The organism is Gluconobacter japonicus, assembly GCF_015244665.1.
GTDB classification, from domain to species: domain Bacteria; phylum Pseudomonadota; class Alphaproteobacteria; order Acetobacterales; family Acetobacteraceae; genus Gluconobacter; species Gluconobacter japonicus.
The window spans coordinates 301,707-317,756 of the sequence record NZ_JABCQN010000002.1 but is presented as its reverse complement, the minus strand read 5'-3'; the positions used below and the strand labels follow the sequence as shown (position 1 = coordinate 317,756).

At 54.8% G+C, this 16,050-nt stretch carries 16 protein-coding genes; 8 read left to right on the top strand and 8 right to left on the bottom strand.

Annotated features, from left to right (window positions below):
* Window positions 1-35: 35 nt before the first annotated feature.
* From HKD32_RS04870 to HKD32_RS04850, 6 genes are all read right to left on the bottom strand, one after another.
* Entirely contained in the window at window positions 36-2,321 is a 2,286-nt protein-coding gene (locus HKD32_RS04870; RefSeq protein WP_228118779.1) for a DUF4132 domain-containing protein, read from the bottom strand.
* Window positions 2,322-2,351: 30 nt separating this feature from the next.
* Window positions 2,352-2,828 carry a hypothetical protein gene (locus HKD32_RS15160; protein WP_228118778.1) on the bottom strand — a complete coding sequence of 159 codons (477 nt, stop codon included), beginning with the start codon at window positions 2,826-2,828 and terminating at the stop codon, window positions 2,352-2,354.
* Between the two features lie 147 nt (window positions 2,829-2,975).
* Window positions 2,976-4,127: an FMN-dependent L-lactate dehydrogenase LldD gene (gene lldD, locus HKD32_RS04865; RefSeq protein ID WP_061929913.1), complete on the bottom strand. Its 1,152-nt coding sequence runs from the start codon at window positions 4,125-4,127 to the stop codon at window positions 2,976-2,978.
* A 144-nt stretch (window positions 4,128-4,271) separates the two neighbouring features.
* Complete coding sequence (locus HKD32_RS04860) at window positions 4,272-4,838, bottom strand: histidine phosphatase family protein (protein ID WP_061929774.1); 567 nt, start codon at window positions 4,836-4,838, stop codon at window positions 4,272-4,274.
* A gap of 69 nt (window positions 4,839-4,907) precedes the next feature.
* Entirely contained in the window at window positions 4,908-5,804 is an 897-nt protein-coding gene (locus tag HKD32_RS04855; RefSeq protein ID WP_194257613.1) for a fructose bisphosphate aldolase, read from the bottom strand.
* Between the two features lie 135 nt (window positions 5,805-5,939).
* Complete coding sequence (locus HKD32_RS04850; RefSeq protein ID WP_010503415.1) at window positions 5,940-6,410, bottom strand: Rrf2 family transcriptional regulator; 471 nt, start codon at window positions 6,408-6,410, stop codon at window positions 5,940-5,942.
* Between the two features lie 79 nt (window positions 6,411-6,489).
* Here HKD32_RS04850 and hmpA point away from each other — a divergent pair, with 79 nt between their 5' ends.
* Window positions 6,490-7,665: an NO-inducible flavohemoprotein gene (gene hmpA, locus HKD32_RS04845; RefSeq protein WP_061929780.1), complete on the top strand. Its 1,176-nt coding sequence runs from the start codon at window positions 6,490-6,492 to the stop codon at window positions 7,663-7,665.
* Between the two features lie 3 nt (window positions 7,666-7,668).
* On the opposite strand, the gene HKD32_RS04840 is transcribed toward hmpA, so the two are convergent.
* Window positions 7,669-8,274 (bottom strand): FMN-dependent NADH-azoreductase, encoded by a 606-nt coding sequence (locus HKD32_RS04840; protein WP_061929784.1) that lies wholly within the window; start codon window positions 8,272-8,274, stop codon window positions 7,669-7,671.
* 92 nt (window positions 8,275-8,366) lie between these two features.
* Here HKD32_RS04840 and HKD32_RS04835 point away from each other — a divergent pair, with 92 nt between their 5' ends.
* Together HKD32_RS04835 and dapB are read left to right on the top strand one after the other, a co-directional pair.
* Entirely contained in the window at window positions 8,367-8,747 is a 381-nt protein-coding gene (locus HKD32_RS04835) for a winged helix-turn-helix transcriptional regulator (RefSeq protein ID WP_061929787.1), read from the top strand.
* A gap of 45 nt (window positions 8,748-8,792) precedes the next feature.
* Window positions 8,793-9,539, top strand: coding sequence for a 4-hydroxy-tetrahydrodipicolinate reductase (dapB, locus tag HKD32_RS04830; RefSeq protein ID WP_194257612.1), 747 nt, complete (start codon window positions 8,793-8,795; stop codon window positions 9,537-9,539).
* A 23-nt stretch (window positions 9,540-9,562) separates the two neighbouring features.
* Here the strand turns inward: dapB and HKD32_RS04825 are convergent, their stop codons facing one another.
* On the bottom strand, window positions 9,563-10,360 hold the full coding sequence (locus HKD32_RS04825; RefSeq protein ID WP_061929915.1) for an SDR family NAD(P)-dependent oxidoreductase: 798 nt from the start codon (window positions 10,358-10,360) through the stop codon (window positions 9,563-9,565).
* A gap of 289 nt (window positions 10,361-10,649) precedes the next feature.
* On the opposite strand from HKD32_RS04825, the gene metK reads away from it, so the two are divergent.
* The 5 genes from metK to HKD32_RS04800 all read left to right on the top strand — a co-directional run bounded on the left by metK (window position 10,650) and on the right by HKD32_RS04800 (window position 15,977).
* A complete protein-coding gene (gene metK / locus HKD32_RS04820) occupies window positions 10,650-11,834 on the top strand; it encodes a methionine adenosyltransferase (RefSeq protein ID WP_007281766.1) in 1,185 nt (394 codons plus the stop codon).
* A 4-nt stretch (window positions 11,835-11,838) separates the two neighbouring features.
* Complete coding sequence (gene trmB / locus HKD32_RS04815; RefSeq protein WP_061929793.1) at window positions 11,839-12,534, top strand: tRNA (guanine(46)-N(7))-methyltransferase TrmB; 696 nt, start codon at window positions 11,839-11,841, stop codon at window positions 12,532-12,534.
* A gap of 41 nt (window positions 12,535-12,575) precedes the next feature.
* The gene (locus tag HKD32_RS04810; protein WP_194257611.1) at window positions 12,576-14,216 is read left to right on the top strand and encodes an electron transfer flavoprotein-ubiquinone oxidoreductase; all 1,641 of its coding nucleotides are present in this window, start codon (window positions 12,576-12,578) and stop codon (window positions 14,214-14,216) included.
* Window positions 14,217-14,322: 106 nt separating this feature from the next.
* The gene (locus HKD32_RS04805; protein WP_061929800.1) at window positions 14,323-15,072 is read left to right on the top strand and encodes an electron transfer flavoprotein subunit beta/FixA family protein; all 750 of its coding nucleotides are present in this window, start codon (window positions 14,323-14,325) and stop codon (window positions 15,070-15,072) included.
* Window positions 15,072-15,977: an electron transfer flavoprotein subunit alpha/FixB family protein gene (locus HKD32_RS04800; protein ID WP_010503401.1), complete on the top strand. Its 906-nt coding sequence runs from the start codon at window positions 15,072-15,074 to the stop codon at window positions 15,975-15,977. The genes HKD32_RS04805 and HKD32_RS04800 overlap by 1 nt, the downstream gene beginning before the upstream one ends.
* Window positions 15,978-16,050: the final 73 nt, after the last annotated feature.

Genomic DNA, 16,050 nt, shown 5'->3' with positions numbered 1-16,050 from the left:
ACTGGACCAGTTTCAGACTAAACGCAGCGTCAAATTTAATCCGAAAGTGACGTCAACTGGTCCAGAATATCCTGATCACGAATACGATTATCTTTTAGAAGCATCGTGATTCTATTAATAATTAAAGCCAACTGATCGTCATCATGCAGGGGTATATATTCAGAACTTTCATCATATGAAAATTTCCCAATATCGGACCGTAGGACAAGATGACGATTATAAGGAATAACCATTACATCACCGGTTCCAATATTAATTTTATAATTATGCCGAACGCCGTTTATAAATATATAATTTCCGTCAACACTAATCGCGTCCCCAGCTTTAAACGACGGCAATAAAGAGACAATTGCCTCACGGCGACTTTGAGCGAGACCGCCGAAGTGTGACTCATTTGATATGGAGATGTTCGCCAGACCCGACTGGCGGCGCCATACCCCGAGATCCGGAATGGACGAGATCGTTTCCGGGTCAAAGGAAATATTGCTCGCCGCCGCGCTGACCATCAGATCAACATCACGCATGATCTCGGAAAACACGACTTGAGAGATATCGCCAAGACGAACCGGCGTTTTCATCTCAGTCAGTTTACGGCCTCCGTCATAGAGCCAGTTTCCTTGATCTTTCAGGACGCAAAACCTGACCCTGTCAGTGATGACGTGAGTAAAAGTCCCGGCACCATGTTCAAGATCGTTTATCCCTACACCTCCGGTTCTTATTTCAGCATAAATACCATGTGCAGGGAGCCCGAACGTCCAGGGAGCACTTTCGGACGATGGTATATGAGGAGAGAGGTTGCGGATACGCCATCCTCTTTTGCGCCCAATTTCAACCACCTGAGCCTGATTTAAAATTCGTCCAGCATAGCGATAGGATGCTGGAGAGCTTTCACGCTCTGCCTGAGTAAGTGTGTATGTTTCCCGCCAGGCTTGCCGAATTGGCTGGCTGATTTTCAATCGTTCCAGAGTTGCTCTCCAACGTGCAGCAATGGATTTTCCGTCAGCATCTTTTCCTTCACCGTGAAGAGGATGCCACAGACTCAGGATTACTCCGGCTTTAAGGGGAAGATGCTTATTTCCGTCGGGGTCATACACTTCCCCATTTCTCCCAAACAGGCAGGTGAAAACCGTCCCATCTGGTTCAGCAACAAGCCATATCTGGCGCCGTGCAAGCCACCCGAGAACAGGATGAGAAAGCCAGCGCTCCTGAAACACGGAGTAAAGCCAGGTTTGCCCCGTCAGCCACGACCGCTCCAACCTCAGGCGATGAATGGACATATCAGCTGTCAGCATTTTTGCGTCTGCTCTTGCCGCGCGAAGAATCGCTTCAACTCCCGGGGCTTTACGCACCATAACGGGAAGCCTGCTTAAATGTTTATTCTCTGCATCTTCGTAGTGGACCACCCCTTGACCTGAACCCGTTAGGTTCAAAACCACTTTGACACCAGCAGATAACTCATCCACGCGGCTATGGGATTCATTTAACCCATATTGCAGTGCAACAAGTTCCTCTGCTTCAACTGTCGTCAATCCGGATGCCGACGCTGCATATGCAAGGGCCGCGTTCAACTGACCTAACATTGTCGAATGCCGAACTTTGGATCGAAGTCGTGCAAGTCCACGAATAGCATCAATCGTAGCAAGTTCTCCAACGGTCGCTACAAGGCGATTAAACTTCGCAACATCCTCTTTTTTCAAAGCTTGCGTACACAGAGACAATAACCATGAGACATCAGATGACTCTTTCGCTGCAGCAACCATACAAAGACAGCCAGGGAAGATGGATATTGTAATATCCGGCTTATCAGAAAAACTCCCACAGCATGACGACTTTGCCGGGAGGCGCTTTCTGGCAGGAAATTTTGTTCGCAGACGATGGAATTGTCCAAACGACATGACACCCGTATTTTCCGGATGTCCAGGACGAAAAATATAAAGATCGGGATTTTGGATGAGTGCTTCAGCCGCCTTAATGACTGAACCGGTTTTCGAAAAAACCAGATTAATCAGTTGTACAAAGCGTGGGAAAATAGCGGCACGATACAGGGGCGGTACACTAAGTACATTATAATGCCTTCGATAAATTTCAGAAATCTTTCCATATTCCTGCAAAAAAAATCTTGCAAAATCGAGATCTTGATGTCCGCCTGAATCACTCAATCGAGTAGAAAACCGTGCCAGTGTTTTTTCGGAAGGCTTTGGTGAATCGGGAACCTGAAAAAGCTCAAGCCGACTATTCATATCATTGACTGACGAAGCCGGATCTTCTCGAATTACCCCCTCACGCGCAACCCACAGAAGATGTGGAAAGTCCCGACTCATATCTTCAATATCAAGAAGAGCCTGATCGAACTATCGTTCATTAGGAAGGCTATGCCCCGAACTCCTGAACAAACGCATATAACTGGCCATTCCACGCTTCGCAGCATGAAGCGGAGCAGCTTCGGATAATCTATACTTTGAGGGAAACAATCGTGACGTTTCTATTCCAAGCGCATGGCTAGTTTCCTGTTTCGCGTATCGCCGGAACCAGTTTGGAGGACGAGGAAGACTTCCAATTCCCAGGAGTTCTCCCATCATACACGTTGTTAGGGGAACATGATGAATGGTTATATTATCGAGAAGTGGCTGCTTAATAATTCCGTAATACGATGCGATTTTTGATTTATGGCGTTCGACCCATGCATTATTGAGTTTCCAAAAAATTTGCCTATCAATTTTTTCCATCTCCGCCATCCAGCGGATCAATTGTTTTTCGAGAATCCCGACCTCGGTCAGAACCATCCTTGCAAGTGCAACATCTGTGTCGAGAAGGTTAGTTTGGGGCATTGTCTTTCCCGGGCGTAGGTCTCAAATAGTATAAATTTTTGAAAAAATTGAGATCTATTTCGATCCAACTCTTTAATTATCCCGCAATGCATATTTATGCATCGCACCGACGACGCCACAATTTATGCGGCGCCTGCCAGAAAACGTTCAACCAAATTCCGGAGCCAAACGCGCCAGACTCTCTGATGTCAGATCCGAAATAGAACTCGCACCTGTAAGGGTCATGGCAACGCGAAGTTCTTTTTCCATGATGTCGAGCAGGTTCTCCACCCCCTTCTGCCCGCCCGCAGCGAGGGCATAGACAAAAGCACGGCCCAGCAGCACGGCATCTGCTCCCATTGCCACCATTCGAGCGATATCAAGGCCGGACCGGACACCGGAATCTGCCAGAATTTTCAGCTCGCCCCTGACGGCCTCTGCAATAGGCGGAAGGGCACGGGCACTAGACAGAACACCGTCAAGCTGACGGCCACCATGATTGGAGACAACGATCCCATCAGCCCCGAACCGTACAGCATCCTTTGCATCTTCCGGGTCGAGAATCCCCTTAATGATCATGGGTCCGTCCCAGTAGTCGCGGATCCATTCCAGATCTTTCCAGCTGATGGACGGATCGAAATTATTAGCGAGCCAGCCGATATAATCTTCCAGCTTGGTCGGGTTGCCCCGATAGCGGGAAATATTACCCAGATCATGCGGTCTGCCTCGCAGGCCAACATCCCAGGCCCAGATGGGATGCGTCATGGCCTGCAGGTAACGCCGGATCGCGGCGTTAGGCCCGGACATTCCTGAGTGCGCGTCGCGGTAACGGGCGCCCGGCGTCGGCATATCGACCGTAAAGACCAGCGTGGTAATACCAGCGGCCTTGGCGCGTTCCAGCGCGTTCTTCATGAAGCCCCGGTCTTTCAGCACGTAGAGCTGGAACCAGATGGGAACAGGACTGCGTCCCTGCACTTCTTCAATCGGACAGACCGAGACGGTCGATAGTGTAAATGGAATGCCTTTCCGGGCGGCCGCGCGGGCTGCCTGAACCTCTCCACGACGGGCATACATGCCTGTCAGACCAACAGGAGCCAGAGCCGCAGGAATATTGAGTTTGCGCCCGAACAGTTCTGTCCCTGTGTTAAGCGCAGAGACGTTTTTCAGAATGCGCTGACGCAAAGCAATATCAGCCAGATCAGAAACATTCCGACGCATCGTCTGTTCAGCGTAAGAACCGCCATCAATGTACTGGAACAGAAAAGGAGGCAGGCGACGGCGGGCTGCTTCTCTATAATCTGTTGCGGAAGAAATAATCATTACCGGCTCCACCATCATTGACTGCTCTTGATGACGGGGAGACTGCCAGTCTGTCCGATGCCACCCAAGAGGCGATCCTGCGTTCAGACACTAAGCCGCAAAATGCCATTCGCACAGAGGTGCCATAAAATTTCCACGGCGCTTTCAGGTGTTCAGTTTACGCAACACCCTTGCGTTACGCTGGAACCCCAGAACAGAGATAGATGCTGTATCAAGAAGAATATTCTCGCCCAAACGAACGTCATTGCTCACCCACATACTGATGAGGCTGCGCAGAATGTGACCATGCGCAAACAACGCAATCGTACCCTGCTGTGCAAGAAGGCGATCAAGCAGGCGACCAACTCTTATTCGGACCTGTTCCGCAGTCTCTCCGTTCTGGACATCGGATGTCCATAAAGACCAGCCTGGTTCGTCCTTGAGAATGTCAGCAGAGGTTCGCCCTTCATAGACGCCGTAGTCCCATTCCATGAGATCAGGCTCTATCTGGACCTGAGAACCAAACCCGGCCAGTTCGCAGGTTTCGTAGGCCCGTTGAAGAGGACTACAGAACACCTGATCGAATGTCTGATCTGCAAGACGCGATTTCAGGGCGCGTGCCTGTTCCCGACCATTTTCTGTGAGAGGAATATCCGTGCGGCCTGTGTGCTGGCCGCTGATGGTCCAGTCCGTTTCACCGTGCCGGATGAGCCAGAGCCTGGGCGTGTTCATATCCCTTTATCCTTCAGTCTTTTCGGAAAACGAAAAGAGGCCTGTGCTAAGACAGACCTCTCGACTGCTTCAGGTTTTGTTGACCGAGGCGTCGTAAATCCGGTCCACCACTTTGCTCAGGATCGCATTGAATTCCTGATCGGACTGGGACACGCGCAGATCGTCCACGAGCGCACGGGAGAAACTAGCGATCATGCCGTGATTGGCCTTAAGCTTCTGGCAGGCCTGATCCAGCGGATAACCACCTGACAATGCGACGACACGCTGCATCCGGGGATGCTTCATAAGATCTGCATACAGATTCGGAGTTTCAGGGATCGTGACCTTCAGCATGATCGGATAATCACCGGGCAGCGCGTCCAGACCGAGGGCCAGTTCCTTGGCAAGAATGGCCTCAGCGTCTGCTTTCTCAGGACTTTTGACCAGAACTTCAGGCTCCATGATGGGAACCAGACCGTGAGAGGCAACCTGAGCCGCAATGTCGAACTGCTGCTGGACAATCGCCTTGATAGCCTCGGGGTTGGCCAATCGGATTACTGAGCGCTCCTTGGTTCCGTACCCCCCCAGTTTGGCCGCACGCTCCAGAAGAGCATCCAGACCGGGAATGGGCTTCATCAACTGAGCGCCATCCTTTTCTTCTTCCAGCCCCTTGTCGATCTTGAGGAACGGGACAATGCCACAGTTTTTCCAGAGATAGGTGGGAACAGGGACGTCCCCGACCGTACCATCCATGGTTTTCTCAAACAGGATTGCGGCCAGAACTTCATGACTCTGAAACGCAGGAGACGTGATGATCCGGACCCGCATTTCGTGCATCAGCCGGAACATGTCTGCATCATTGGAATAGGCATCGGATTCGATGCCATATTGGGCAAGGGCTTTGGGGGTTGATCCGCCACTTTGATCAAGGGCGGCAATAAAACCAGGCTTTTTCGAGACCTGCTCAGCCATTGTTGCATCAGGCATGAACGTCACATCCTTTTCTTCAGTCTGATGACCAGAAGTAACGGCTAACTTTCGCCCGGGATGTCGAACTCTTCCAATCACATTGCACGGATTAGGAGCACGCCATGCACCCATTCAGATGCACAAAAAGTGAAGTCAGCCTTTTTCAGAATTACCCGACAAAGGCTGCGTCAGTTCTGGAAACAACCGCGCCAGATCGGCAGGTCGCAAGAGATCTGCGAGCGTATAGCGATCCAGAACTGCCAGGAATGCACCGAGCGCCTCACCCAGTACGCCGCGCAAATGACAAGATGGAGACAGGATGCAGGCCCGGTTTCCGGCGGCACGCCCTTCGCAATCCACCAGCATCATGTCGTCTTCCGTGAAACGAACAACCTCTCCTATCCCGATTTCCTGTGCCGGACGCCCCAGTGTCAGACCACCGCCCCGCCCTCTTGTGGTTGTGATGAACTGCCCCTGTCCCAGACGATGCACGACCTTCACGAGATGGTTTTCTGAAATCCCGTAAGCCTGCGCGATGTCGCGGATGGAGACACGCACGGAAGGTCGTCCACCCAGATAAAGCAGGGTCCGCAGAGCATAGTCAGTGTGAAGGGTGAGGCGCATACGACTCCTCTGGCAGATTGACGAGGCGAAGTCACGCGCCTAAAGATGTATTTGTTATACACCTTTAAGAAGACCTATCATGTCCTCTTCAGACCGCAGCCTTACTCCAGATGTTATCGCCGTCATCAAGGCGACCATTCCTGCGCTGGAAGCGCACGGCCTCGACATCACAACCGAGATGTATCGTCGTCTGCTGGCCGACCCTGCCATTGCTGAAATGTTTGATCCGACCCATCAGTCCAAGGGAACGCAGCCACGTGCTCTGGCCATGGCTGTTCTGGCTTATGCGAAGAACATCGATAATCTTGGCGTTCTGGGTGGCGCGGTAGAACGCATTGCCCAGAAGCATGTCAGTCTGGAAATCCTGCCCGAACATTATCCACATGTCGCAACGGCGCTTCTTGGAGCGATCCAGCATGTTTTGGGAGAGGCCGCGACACCAGCAATCCTGGATGCCTGGGGCCGGGCATACTGGGCTCTGGCCGATATTCTGATCGGTCGCGAACATCAGCTTTACGATACGAGCGCTCAAGCTGAAGGGGGTTGGACAGGCTGGCGTGCTTTCACGATCGCTCAGGCCCATAGGGAATGTGAGAACGTGACAACGCTCGAACTCAAGCCAGTGGATGGCAAGAGCGTCATTCAGGCTGTTCCTGGCCAGTATCTTGGCGTGGATCTGAATATCCCAGGCCATGGTCAGACACGTCGCAATTACAGCATCACGTCAAAGCCAAGTCACGACGGATACACCATCAGTGTCCGGCATGTGCCAAACGGTATCGTCTCAACATGGCTCAACAGCGCAGACAGTGTGGGGCATGAGGTTCGCCTGTCACCACCGGCAGGTGAATTCGTTCTCCCGGAGAAGATTGAAACGCCCGTTGCATTCATCTGCGCTGGAATCGGGATCACGCCCATGATCGGCATGATCGAATCTTTGGCAGAAAAATCAGACACCGTTCCGGTCAGCGTTATTCAGATCGCACATTCTGCGGAAGCCGCTCCTTTTTCCAGTAAACTGCGCGAGCTTGCAGACGCCTCAGGAAACATCAGCCTTTATACTCGTCTGACGTCTGTAGACGGTCGGCCCGATGCGGACTGGATTGCGTCACATCTTCCAGAAAACGCAGCCTGCTACCTGTGTGGCCCGACCGGTTTCATGCGCGAGATGGTGCAATCTCTCCCGAAAGCCGGCATTCCAGCCGAACGTCTGCGCTACGAGACATTCGGGCCGGATACCGGCGTAACGGACTAAACTTTAAAGAGCAGCAATGGCGCTCTCTGCTTCCGCAAGGATACGAGGGCGGTCATTGCCACCATTTGTAGCAAGGCCTTCAGCCTCGATGACCTTAATATCCGTAACACCAAGGAAACCAAGAACGGCCTTGATGTAGGTCACCTGATGCTCAAAAACAGCCTGTGGCGTTCCTTCTGAGTAGATGCCGCCACGGGCGCCAGCGATCACGACCGTCTTGCCACCGGCAAGGCCTTCGACGCCATTTGCCCCATAACGGAACGTCTGACCAGCGATTGCAATACGATCGATCCAGGCCTTGAGCTGGCTGGGAATTCCGAAATTGTACATCGGCACACCAAGCACAAGGATGTCGGCTGCCTTGAAATCGGCCAGAGCCTTTGCACCCGCCACGAGCACAGGATTGGACGCGGCATCGGCTGTCAGCTCTTTCCCCAGAAATGACAGTGATTCGCCATCCAGGTGCGGAAGCGGTTCTGCGGCCAGATCAAGGGATGTGACCTCCAGATCCGAATGTTTCTGGCGATAACGCTCAACAATCGCAATGCTGAGCTGACGGGAAGCGGAAAAACCGCCGAGAATGCTGGAGTCGATATGAAGCAGTTTCATCTTTTCTTTCTCGGTTCCTGATCGTAACCAGCACAAGATAAGAAACCTTTCTCACACCTTCGCAAGACGGCACATTCAGGGATCATAGGCACATGGATGTTAGTACCCTTCCTCCTCCCATAACGCATGAGAGCGACACATGCGCCGTTGTCCGCGCCATTCTGGCTCGCGTTGGAGACAAGTGGAGCATCCTGATCGTTCGGATTCTGGGGGACGGCTCCATGCGTTTTAGTGAACTTCGCCGCTCCATTGAGGGAATTTCACAGCGTATGTTGACTCTGACGCTGCGAAATCTGGAACGGGACGGGCTGGTCAGACGCACAGTGACACCAACAACCCCGCCCCGCGTCGACTACGCCCTGACGGATCTGGGCCGCTCTCTACAGAGTATTACAGAAGCCTTTGGCCGATGGGCCGTGACCCATCGGGATGAAATCGAGAATGCCCGCCAGCGTTTTGACGCGCGCCAATAATCCCCTAGGTTGCAGCCAACAGTTTTTGACGGTCAGGCACGGATTATGACGTTTTCTCCCCGCATCGGTATTGCTGGCATTACAGGCCGGCTAGGCTCACTTTGCGCTGAGGAGGCCGGAACGTCATTGGTCGGGGGACTATCACGTCACGCCGATGAAAGTCGGAACATTACATCCAGTCCCACGCGTCTTGCCGAAGGCTGCGACGTTGTAATCGATGTCAGTCATGGCTCCACGGTTCAGGCCCATGCCAAAGCGTTTACAGACGCAAAATGTCCGTGGGTTCTTGGCACAACAGGGCTTGGCGCTGACGATCAGGCCGCTGTCATGGAGGCTTCAAAACATATTCCAGTCCTTCAGGCCGCCAATTTCTCCCCTGCCCTGACGCTTTTTCTGGAGCTCGCCAAACAGCTTGGCGCGGGTTTGCCGGGATACGACGCAGAAATTGTCGAAGTTCACCATCGCCAGAAAGTGGATGCCCCATCCGGCACAGCTCTTGCGATTGGACGAGCCGTTGCGGAAGGGCGAAACGTGGCCCTTGAGGACGTCATGCGTCTCGATCAGAACGGCACCCGCCCAGACGGAGCCATCGGTTTTGCATCCCTGCGCGGGGGTCAGATCGTGGGGGAACACGACCTGATGTTCATGGCGGCAGACGAACAGATTACACTGTCTCACCGCGCCCTCGACCGCAGGGTCTTTGCCCGCGGAGCCATCATGGCAGCCCGATGGCTCGCACAGCAGCCACCGGGCCTTTACGGCATGGCGGACGTGCTTCGTCGGGCAGTTTAACCGCCCGGCGAAAAGCAGCGCTGTCAGCCTCCGGAAATTTCCAGATTCACACCCGTCATAAAGCTGGAATCGTCTCCGAGAAGGAACGCGACCACGCCGGGGATTTCATTGATATCGCCATACCGACGCATCGGAACGCTCCCGATCATCTGCTTGGCGACTTCCTCGGGATTGGTTGAGAAATACTGCGTGTTGGCCTTCGCCTGCAATTCAACCTGCCGGTCCCACATAAAGCCCGGCCCCATGTATCCCGGGCTGATTGCATTCACCCGGATATTGTATGGTGCGAGGTCATAAGCAGCGGTTTCGGTCAGGGCAATAATCGCCCCCTTGGAAGCACCATAAGCTGCCATGTTCGGCGGTCCCTTGACGCCCGCCATGCTGGCTGTGTTCACAATACGTCCGTAGCCATTTTCAATCATGTGTTGCGAGACCGCTTTCAGAACATGGAAAGCGCCCGTGACGTTGATATTCAGAACCTTCGGGAAATCTTCTGCTGGATAGTCCTGAACCGGAGCAAAAGCGCCCTGATATCCCGCATTGTTAAACAGAAAGTCGATTTTCCCGAAATCGGAGATCACACGGCTGACCACGTCATTGACGGAAGACTCAGACGTCACGTCACAGACATAAGACTGTACTTTCACACCCTTTTCGCGAACAGCGGCTTCAGCTTTCGCAAGAGCATCCGCATTCATATCCAGCAGGGCAATGTCCGTTCCCATCTCCGCAAGACGCAAAGCGGTTGCAAGGCCGATATTACCTCCGGCTCCCGTTACCAGACATGATTTACCGCTAAAGAAACTTACAACGTATGCCATGTGCCCCTCGTTGAGATACGGCGTTTTTTTGACCTGGCTATACATATCTTGAGAAGAAGCGTTCGTCTGCCCCTGTTTCTTCACCATACATGATCGTAGATAACGATCTATATTCTTCTTTATTCTACAATACCTTACACAAACCGTTGAGAGAAAATTCCCTTCACCTTCCCCAAGGCACTTGACCCCTGCGTGCAATTCCGCCAAGCCGTGCCTTCCTGAATGCTGCAGTCCGTCCGTCATGGCGTCTGCGGCCCTTTTCACCACTCATTCCCTGCGAGGTCCCTGAGTGCGCAATCACGGCGATTTCCTGTTCACCTCTGAATCTGTTTCCGAGGGCCATCCCGACAAGGTGGCAGACCGTATCTCCGACACCGTCCTGGACGCTTATCTTGAAGCCGATCCGGAAGCCCGCGTTGCCTGTGAAACGCTGGTCACGACGAACCGTGTCATCCTGGCCGGTGAAGTCCGTGGCCCGAAGGCTGTCGAAGACACGCTGATCGACCGCGCACGCGAGGCCATCAAGGACATTGGCTACGACCAGGAAGGCTTCTCCTGGAAGAACGCCGAGATCACGTCTTACCTGCACGCGCAGTCCGCTGATATCGCCCAGGGCGTGGACAGCGGCAGCGACAAGGACGAAGGCGCTGGCGATCAGGGCATCATGTTCGGCTTCGCAACACGCGAAACCGAAAACCTGATGCCGGCTCCGCTGTTCTACGCCCAGACGATCCTTGAGCGTATCCGCGACTACCGCAAGAACGGCGACGCCCGCGGCGCCGGCCTTCTTCCGGACGCGAAAAGCCAGGTCACCCTGCGTTATGTCGATGGCAAGCCGGTTGGCGTGACGTCTGTCGTGATTTCCACGCAGCACGCTGAAGGCATGAGCCAGAACACGATCCGCGAAACGCTTCGCGGCGTGGTCAATGACGTTCTGCCAAATGGCTGGAGCTGCCCGGAAGACGAGTTCTATGTGAACCCGACCGGCAACTTCGTCATTGGTGGCCCGGATGGTGATGCTGGTCTGACAGGTCGTAAGATCATCGTGGACACATACGGTGGTGCAGCCCCTCATGGTGGTGGCGCATTCTCAGGCAAGGACCCCACGAAGGTTGATCGTTCGGCTGCTTATGCTGCGCGTTACCTTGCCAAGAACGTTGTTGCTGCTGGCTTGGCAGATCGCTGCACGATCCAGCTCAGCTACGCGATCGGCGTTTCCAAGCCGCTTTCGGTCTATGTGGACCTCGACGGTACAGGCAAGGACATCGACGAAGCACGCCTCGGCCTGCTCCTCAATGAAGTTGTGGATCTGTCCCCGCGCGGCATCCGCAAGCATCTGCGCCTGAACCGCCCGATCTATGTTCCGACGTCCGCCTATGGTCACTTCGGCCGCGTGCCGAATGCTGCTCTGGACAACTTCACCTGGGAACAGACGGATCTGGTTGATACCCTCCGTAACGCACTGAACAGGTAAGACCCTGACACAGTCTCTCAAACCCCAGCCGGAGCGGCTTTACGGCCGCCAGCGCGGCCATCCGCTCCGGGCAAGACAGCAGCATCTTCTTGAAAAGACGCTGCCGCGCTTCACTTTTGCGTCCGCAGGGAACCCAACCGCCGGGTTTTCCTCGCCGGTCTCGCGCGTCTTTCTTGAAATCGGATTTGGCGGCGGCGAACACGCTGCTGCCCAGTCTGAAATGAACCCGGATGTCGGGTACATTGCCTCCGAGGTTTTCGAGAACGGCCTGTGCTCCCTGATGTCGCGCCTCGTGCCAGACGGTGAGGAAGATACAGCACCACCACCCGAGCATTTCCGGATCTGGCCAGAAGACGCCCGTCTTCTGCTCAAGGATATGCCCGACGCCTGCCTGGATCGTGCCTATCTGATGTTCCCGGACCCATGGCCCAAGTCACGCCATGCAAAGCGTCGCTTCGTGCATCCGGAGAACCTTCGGGAGCTCCATCGGGTTCTCAAGCCGGGTGCCATCTGGCGCGTGGCGAGCGATCACCCCGTCTATCAGGACTGGGTGATCGAAGTGATGGGCAAGCAGGATCTGTTTGATGCCCCCCCTCCGGAGACGGAACGTCCCGAAGGATGGTCCCCAACCCGATATGAGGCAAAAGCCTTCCGGGAAGGCAGACAGCCCTTCTACTGGACCTTTACCCGGCGCCCTTGAGGCGCCGTCCCTTTATCTGACTACAGTGAGTTCCTGACATCATGACCCAGATCGAACGCGAAGAAATGGAATTCGATGTCGTGGTGGTCGGTGGTGGCCCCGCCGGTCTGTCCGCGGCGATCCGCCTCCGACAGATTGCGCCGGACGCGTCGGTCTGCCTGATCGAAAAAGGGAGCGAGATCGGTGCACACATCGTCTCTGGTGCCGTTATCGAGCCGCGTTCGCTTGAGGAACTCCTGCCCGACTGGCGCTCTCTTGGAGCGCCGCTGAACACGGAAGTCACGGAAGAACGTATGCTGTTCCTGACGGAAAAGCGCGCCATTCAGATTCCGTATCTGGACCGCGTCATGCCGCATATGGCGAACCACGGAAATTATGTGGTGTCCCTCGGGGAAGTCTGTCGCTGGCTGGGTGAACAGGCCGAAGCCCTCGGTGTTGAGATCTATCCCGGCTTTGCAGGCGCTGAACTGTTCATTGAAAACAACCGCGTTGCTGGCATCATTACGGGCGACATGGGCATCGAGCGCGATGGCACGCACGGTCCCAACTTCACACCCGGTATGATCCTCCGTGCCAAACAGACTATTCTGACAGAAGGCGCCCGTGGCTCCCTGAGCGCCCACGCCATGAAGCATTTTGGCCTACGCAAAGGTATAGATACCCAGACTTACGGCCTTGGCATCAAGGAAGTCTGGGAAATTCCGCAGGAGAAGCATCGCCCCGGCCTCGTCCAGCACAGCTTTGGCTGGCCGCTGGACGACCATACTTACGGTGGCGCATGGCTCTATCATTTCGGGGACAATCTGGTCAGCTATGGTTTCGTAACCGGCCTAGACTACAGCAACACCTACCTTTCACCCTTCGAGGAAATGCAGCGCACAAAGCTGCACCCGGCATTCCGGGAACATTTTGAAGGTGGAAAGCGCCTGATCTACGGCGCCCGCGCGCTCTCTGAAGGCGGCCTTCAGTCCATTCCTCGCCTGACATTCCCCGGCGGCGTTCTGGCGGGTGACTCAGCAGGCTTCCTGAACGTTCCCAAGATCAAGGGAACACATACCGCCATGAAATCCGGCATGTTAGCCGCCGAGGCTGTGGCCGAAGCGCTCCAGACCGAGCGCACGGAAGCCTCCAGCCTGACAGAACGCGTCCGCAATTCCTGGCTCTGGTCCGAACTGCGCGATGTCCGCAATATCCGTCCGGCTTTTGCCAAATGGGGCATGAAGGCTGGTGCGCTTTACGCGGGCATCGACAGCATGATCTTGCGTGGCCGCGCCCCTTGGACACTGCATCATCCGCATGCCGACAATGAGACGCTACGTCCATCAGCACTTTGCGAGCAGATCGATTATCCAAAGCCAGACAACGTCCTGACCTTCGATCGCGTCAGCTCGGTTTTCCTCAGCGCCACCAATCACGAGGAAAACCAGCCTGTCCATCTGAAGCTGCGTAACGAAGCCATTTGGCGCACCGTCAATCATGATGTGTTTGACGCACCAGAGAGCCGTTACTGCCCGGCAGGTGTCTACGAGCAGGAAAAAAGCGGGGAAAATGAGTGGTCCCTGCGCATCAATGCGCAGAACTGTGTCCATTGCAAAACCTGCGATATCAAAGACCCGACGCAGAATATCGAATGGTGTACACCTGAAGGTAGCGGCGGCCCAAACTACCCCGTCGGGATGTAACTCTTTCAAGCACACGGGCCGCTTTCTGACCGGAATGTGACTTTCTGATCCATTTCCGCTACGGTGGCGCCCGTTTTTCCAGCGGCGTCAGCAGCGAAAGATCACGATGAAAATTCTGGTCCCAGTCAAAAGGGTGGTCGATTACAACGTCAAGGTGCGTGTAGCGGCCGATGGTAGTGGTGTCGAAACGCAGGGCCTAAAAATGTCCCTGAATCCGTTCGATGAAATTGCGGTGGAAGAAGCCATCCGCCTGCGCGAAAAAGGCGTGGCAACTGAAGTGGTCGTCGTTACCATTGGTGTCCAGGCGGCGCAGGACATTCTGCGTACCTCAATGGCCATGGGTGCAGACCGGGCCATTTTGGTCAAAACAGACGATACGCTTGAGCCGCGCGCCGTCGCCAATGCGCTGAAAGCCATTGTCGAACGTGAGCAGCCGGGTCTTGTCTGCATGGGCAAGCAGGCCATCGATGACGACATGAACGCAACCGGCCAGATCCTGGCAGCCAAACTTGGCTGGCCACAAGGCACGTTCGCCAGTGCGGTGACCGTTGCGGACGGCCGCATTGAAGTTTCTCGCGAAATCGACGGTGGTACGGAAGTTGTTTCTCTGGCACTTCCCGCCGTGGTGACAGCCGATCTGCGCCTCAACGAGCCGCGCTATGCGTCCCTCCCAAACATCATGAAGGCTCGTAAGAAGCCGCTTGAAACGCTTGAGGCTGCCGATCTCGGCGTTGATCTTGCCTCCCGCCTTACTGTCGTTTCTGTCGCAGAGCCGGCAGAACGCAAGGAAGGTATCAAGCTAGACAATGCGGCCGAACTGGTCGAAAAGCTCAAGACAGAAGCGAAGGTGATCTGATGACCGCTCTTGTTCTGCTCGAAGTCGAGAATGGCGAAGTCCGTCAGGCATCACGTTCAGCCCTGACAGCCGCCGCACGCTTTGGCGATGTAGACGCCATCGTTTTTGGTGAGGGCGCCAGCGCTGCCGCAGCCCTGCCTGGTGTCAAGCGGGTTCTGTCGGTGCCCGGTCTGGTCACGGATCTGGCCGAACCTGCCGCCGATCTACTGGCATCCATCGCAAAAGACTACAGCCATATCGTGGCCTCTGCCTCTGCCAGTGGAAAGAACATTCTGCCGCGTCTGGCAGGCCTGCTTGACGTTCAACCCATCCCGGATGTGGTCGAAATCAAGGATGTCGAAACGTTCGTTCGTCCGATCTACGCAGGCAATGCACTGGCAACCGTCCGGTCTTCAGATGCCATCAAGATTCTGACGGTTCGGGGTTCCAGCTTTGATCCCGCTCCAAAAGACGGCGGCTCCGCTCCGGTTGAAACACTGGGCGCACCCGCCAGCGAAAAATCCGTTTTCGTGAAGGTGGAACTTTCTGCCTCCGATCGCCCGGAACTTGAGGCAGCCCGCGTGGTCATCTCGGGCGGCAAGGGCATGAAGGATGCAGCGAACTTCAAGCTGCTCGAACCTATTGCCGACAAGCTGAACGCCGCCATTGGTGCATCCCGTTCCGCTGTGGACTCCGGCTTTGCCCCGAACGAAATGCAGGTCGGCCAGACCGGCAAGATCGTGGCTCCGGAACTCTACATTGCTGTTGGCCTGTCTGGCGCAATCCAGCATCTGGCCGGCATGAAGGACAGCCGCGTCATTGTAGCCATCAACACGGACCCGGAAGCCCCCATCTTCCGTGTCGCCGATTACGGTATCGTGGGTGACCTGTTCGAGGTCCTTCCCGCACTTGAAAAGGCTCTCTGAGCATTCTCAGCAGGCGATCCATGACGGATTGCCTGCTTTTTTCCTGACACAACGTGTCCAGAACTTAAGTTGC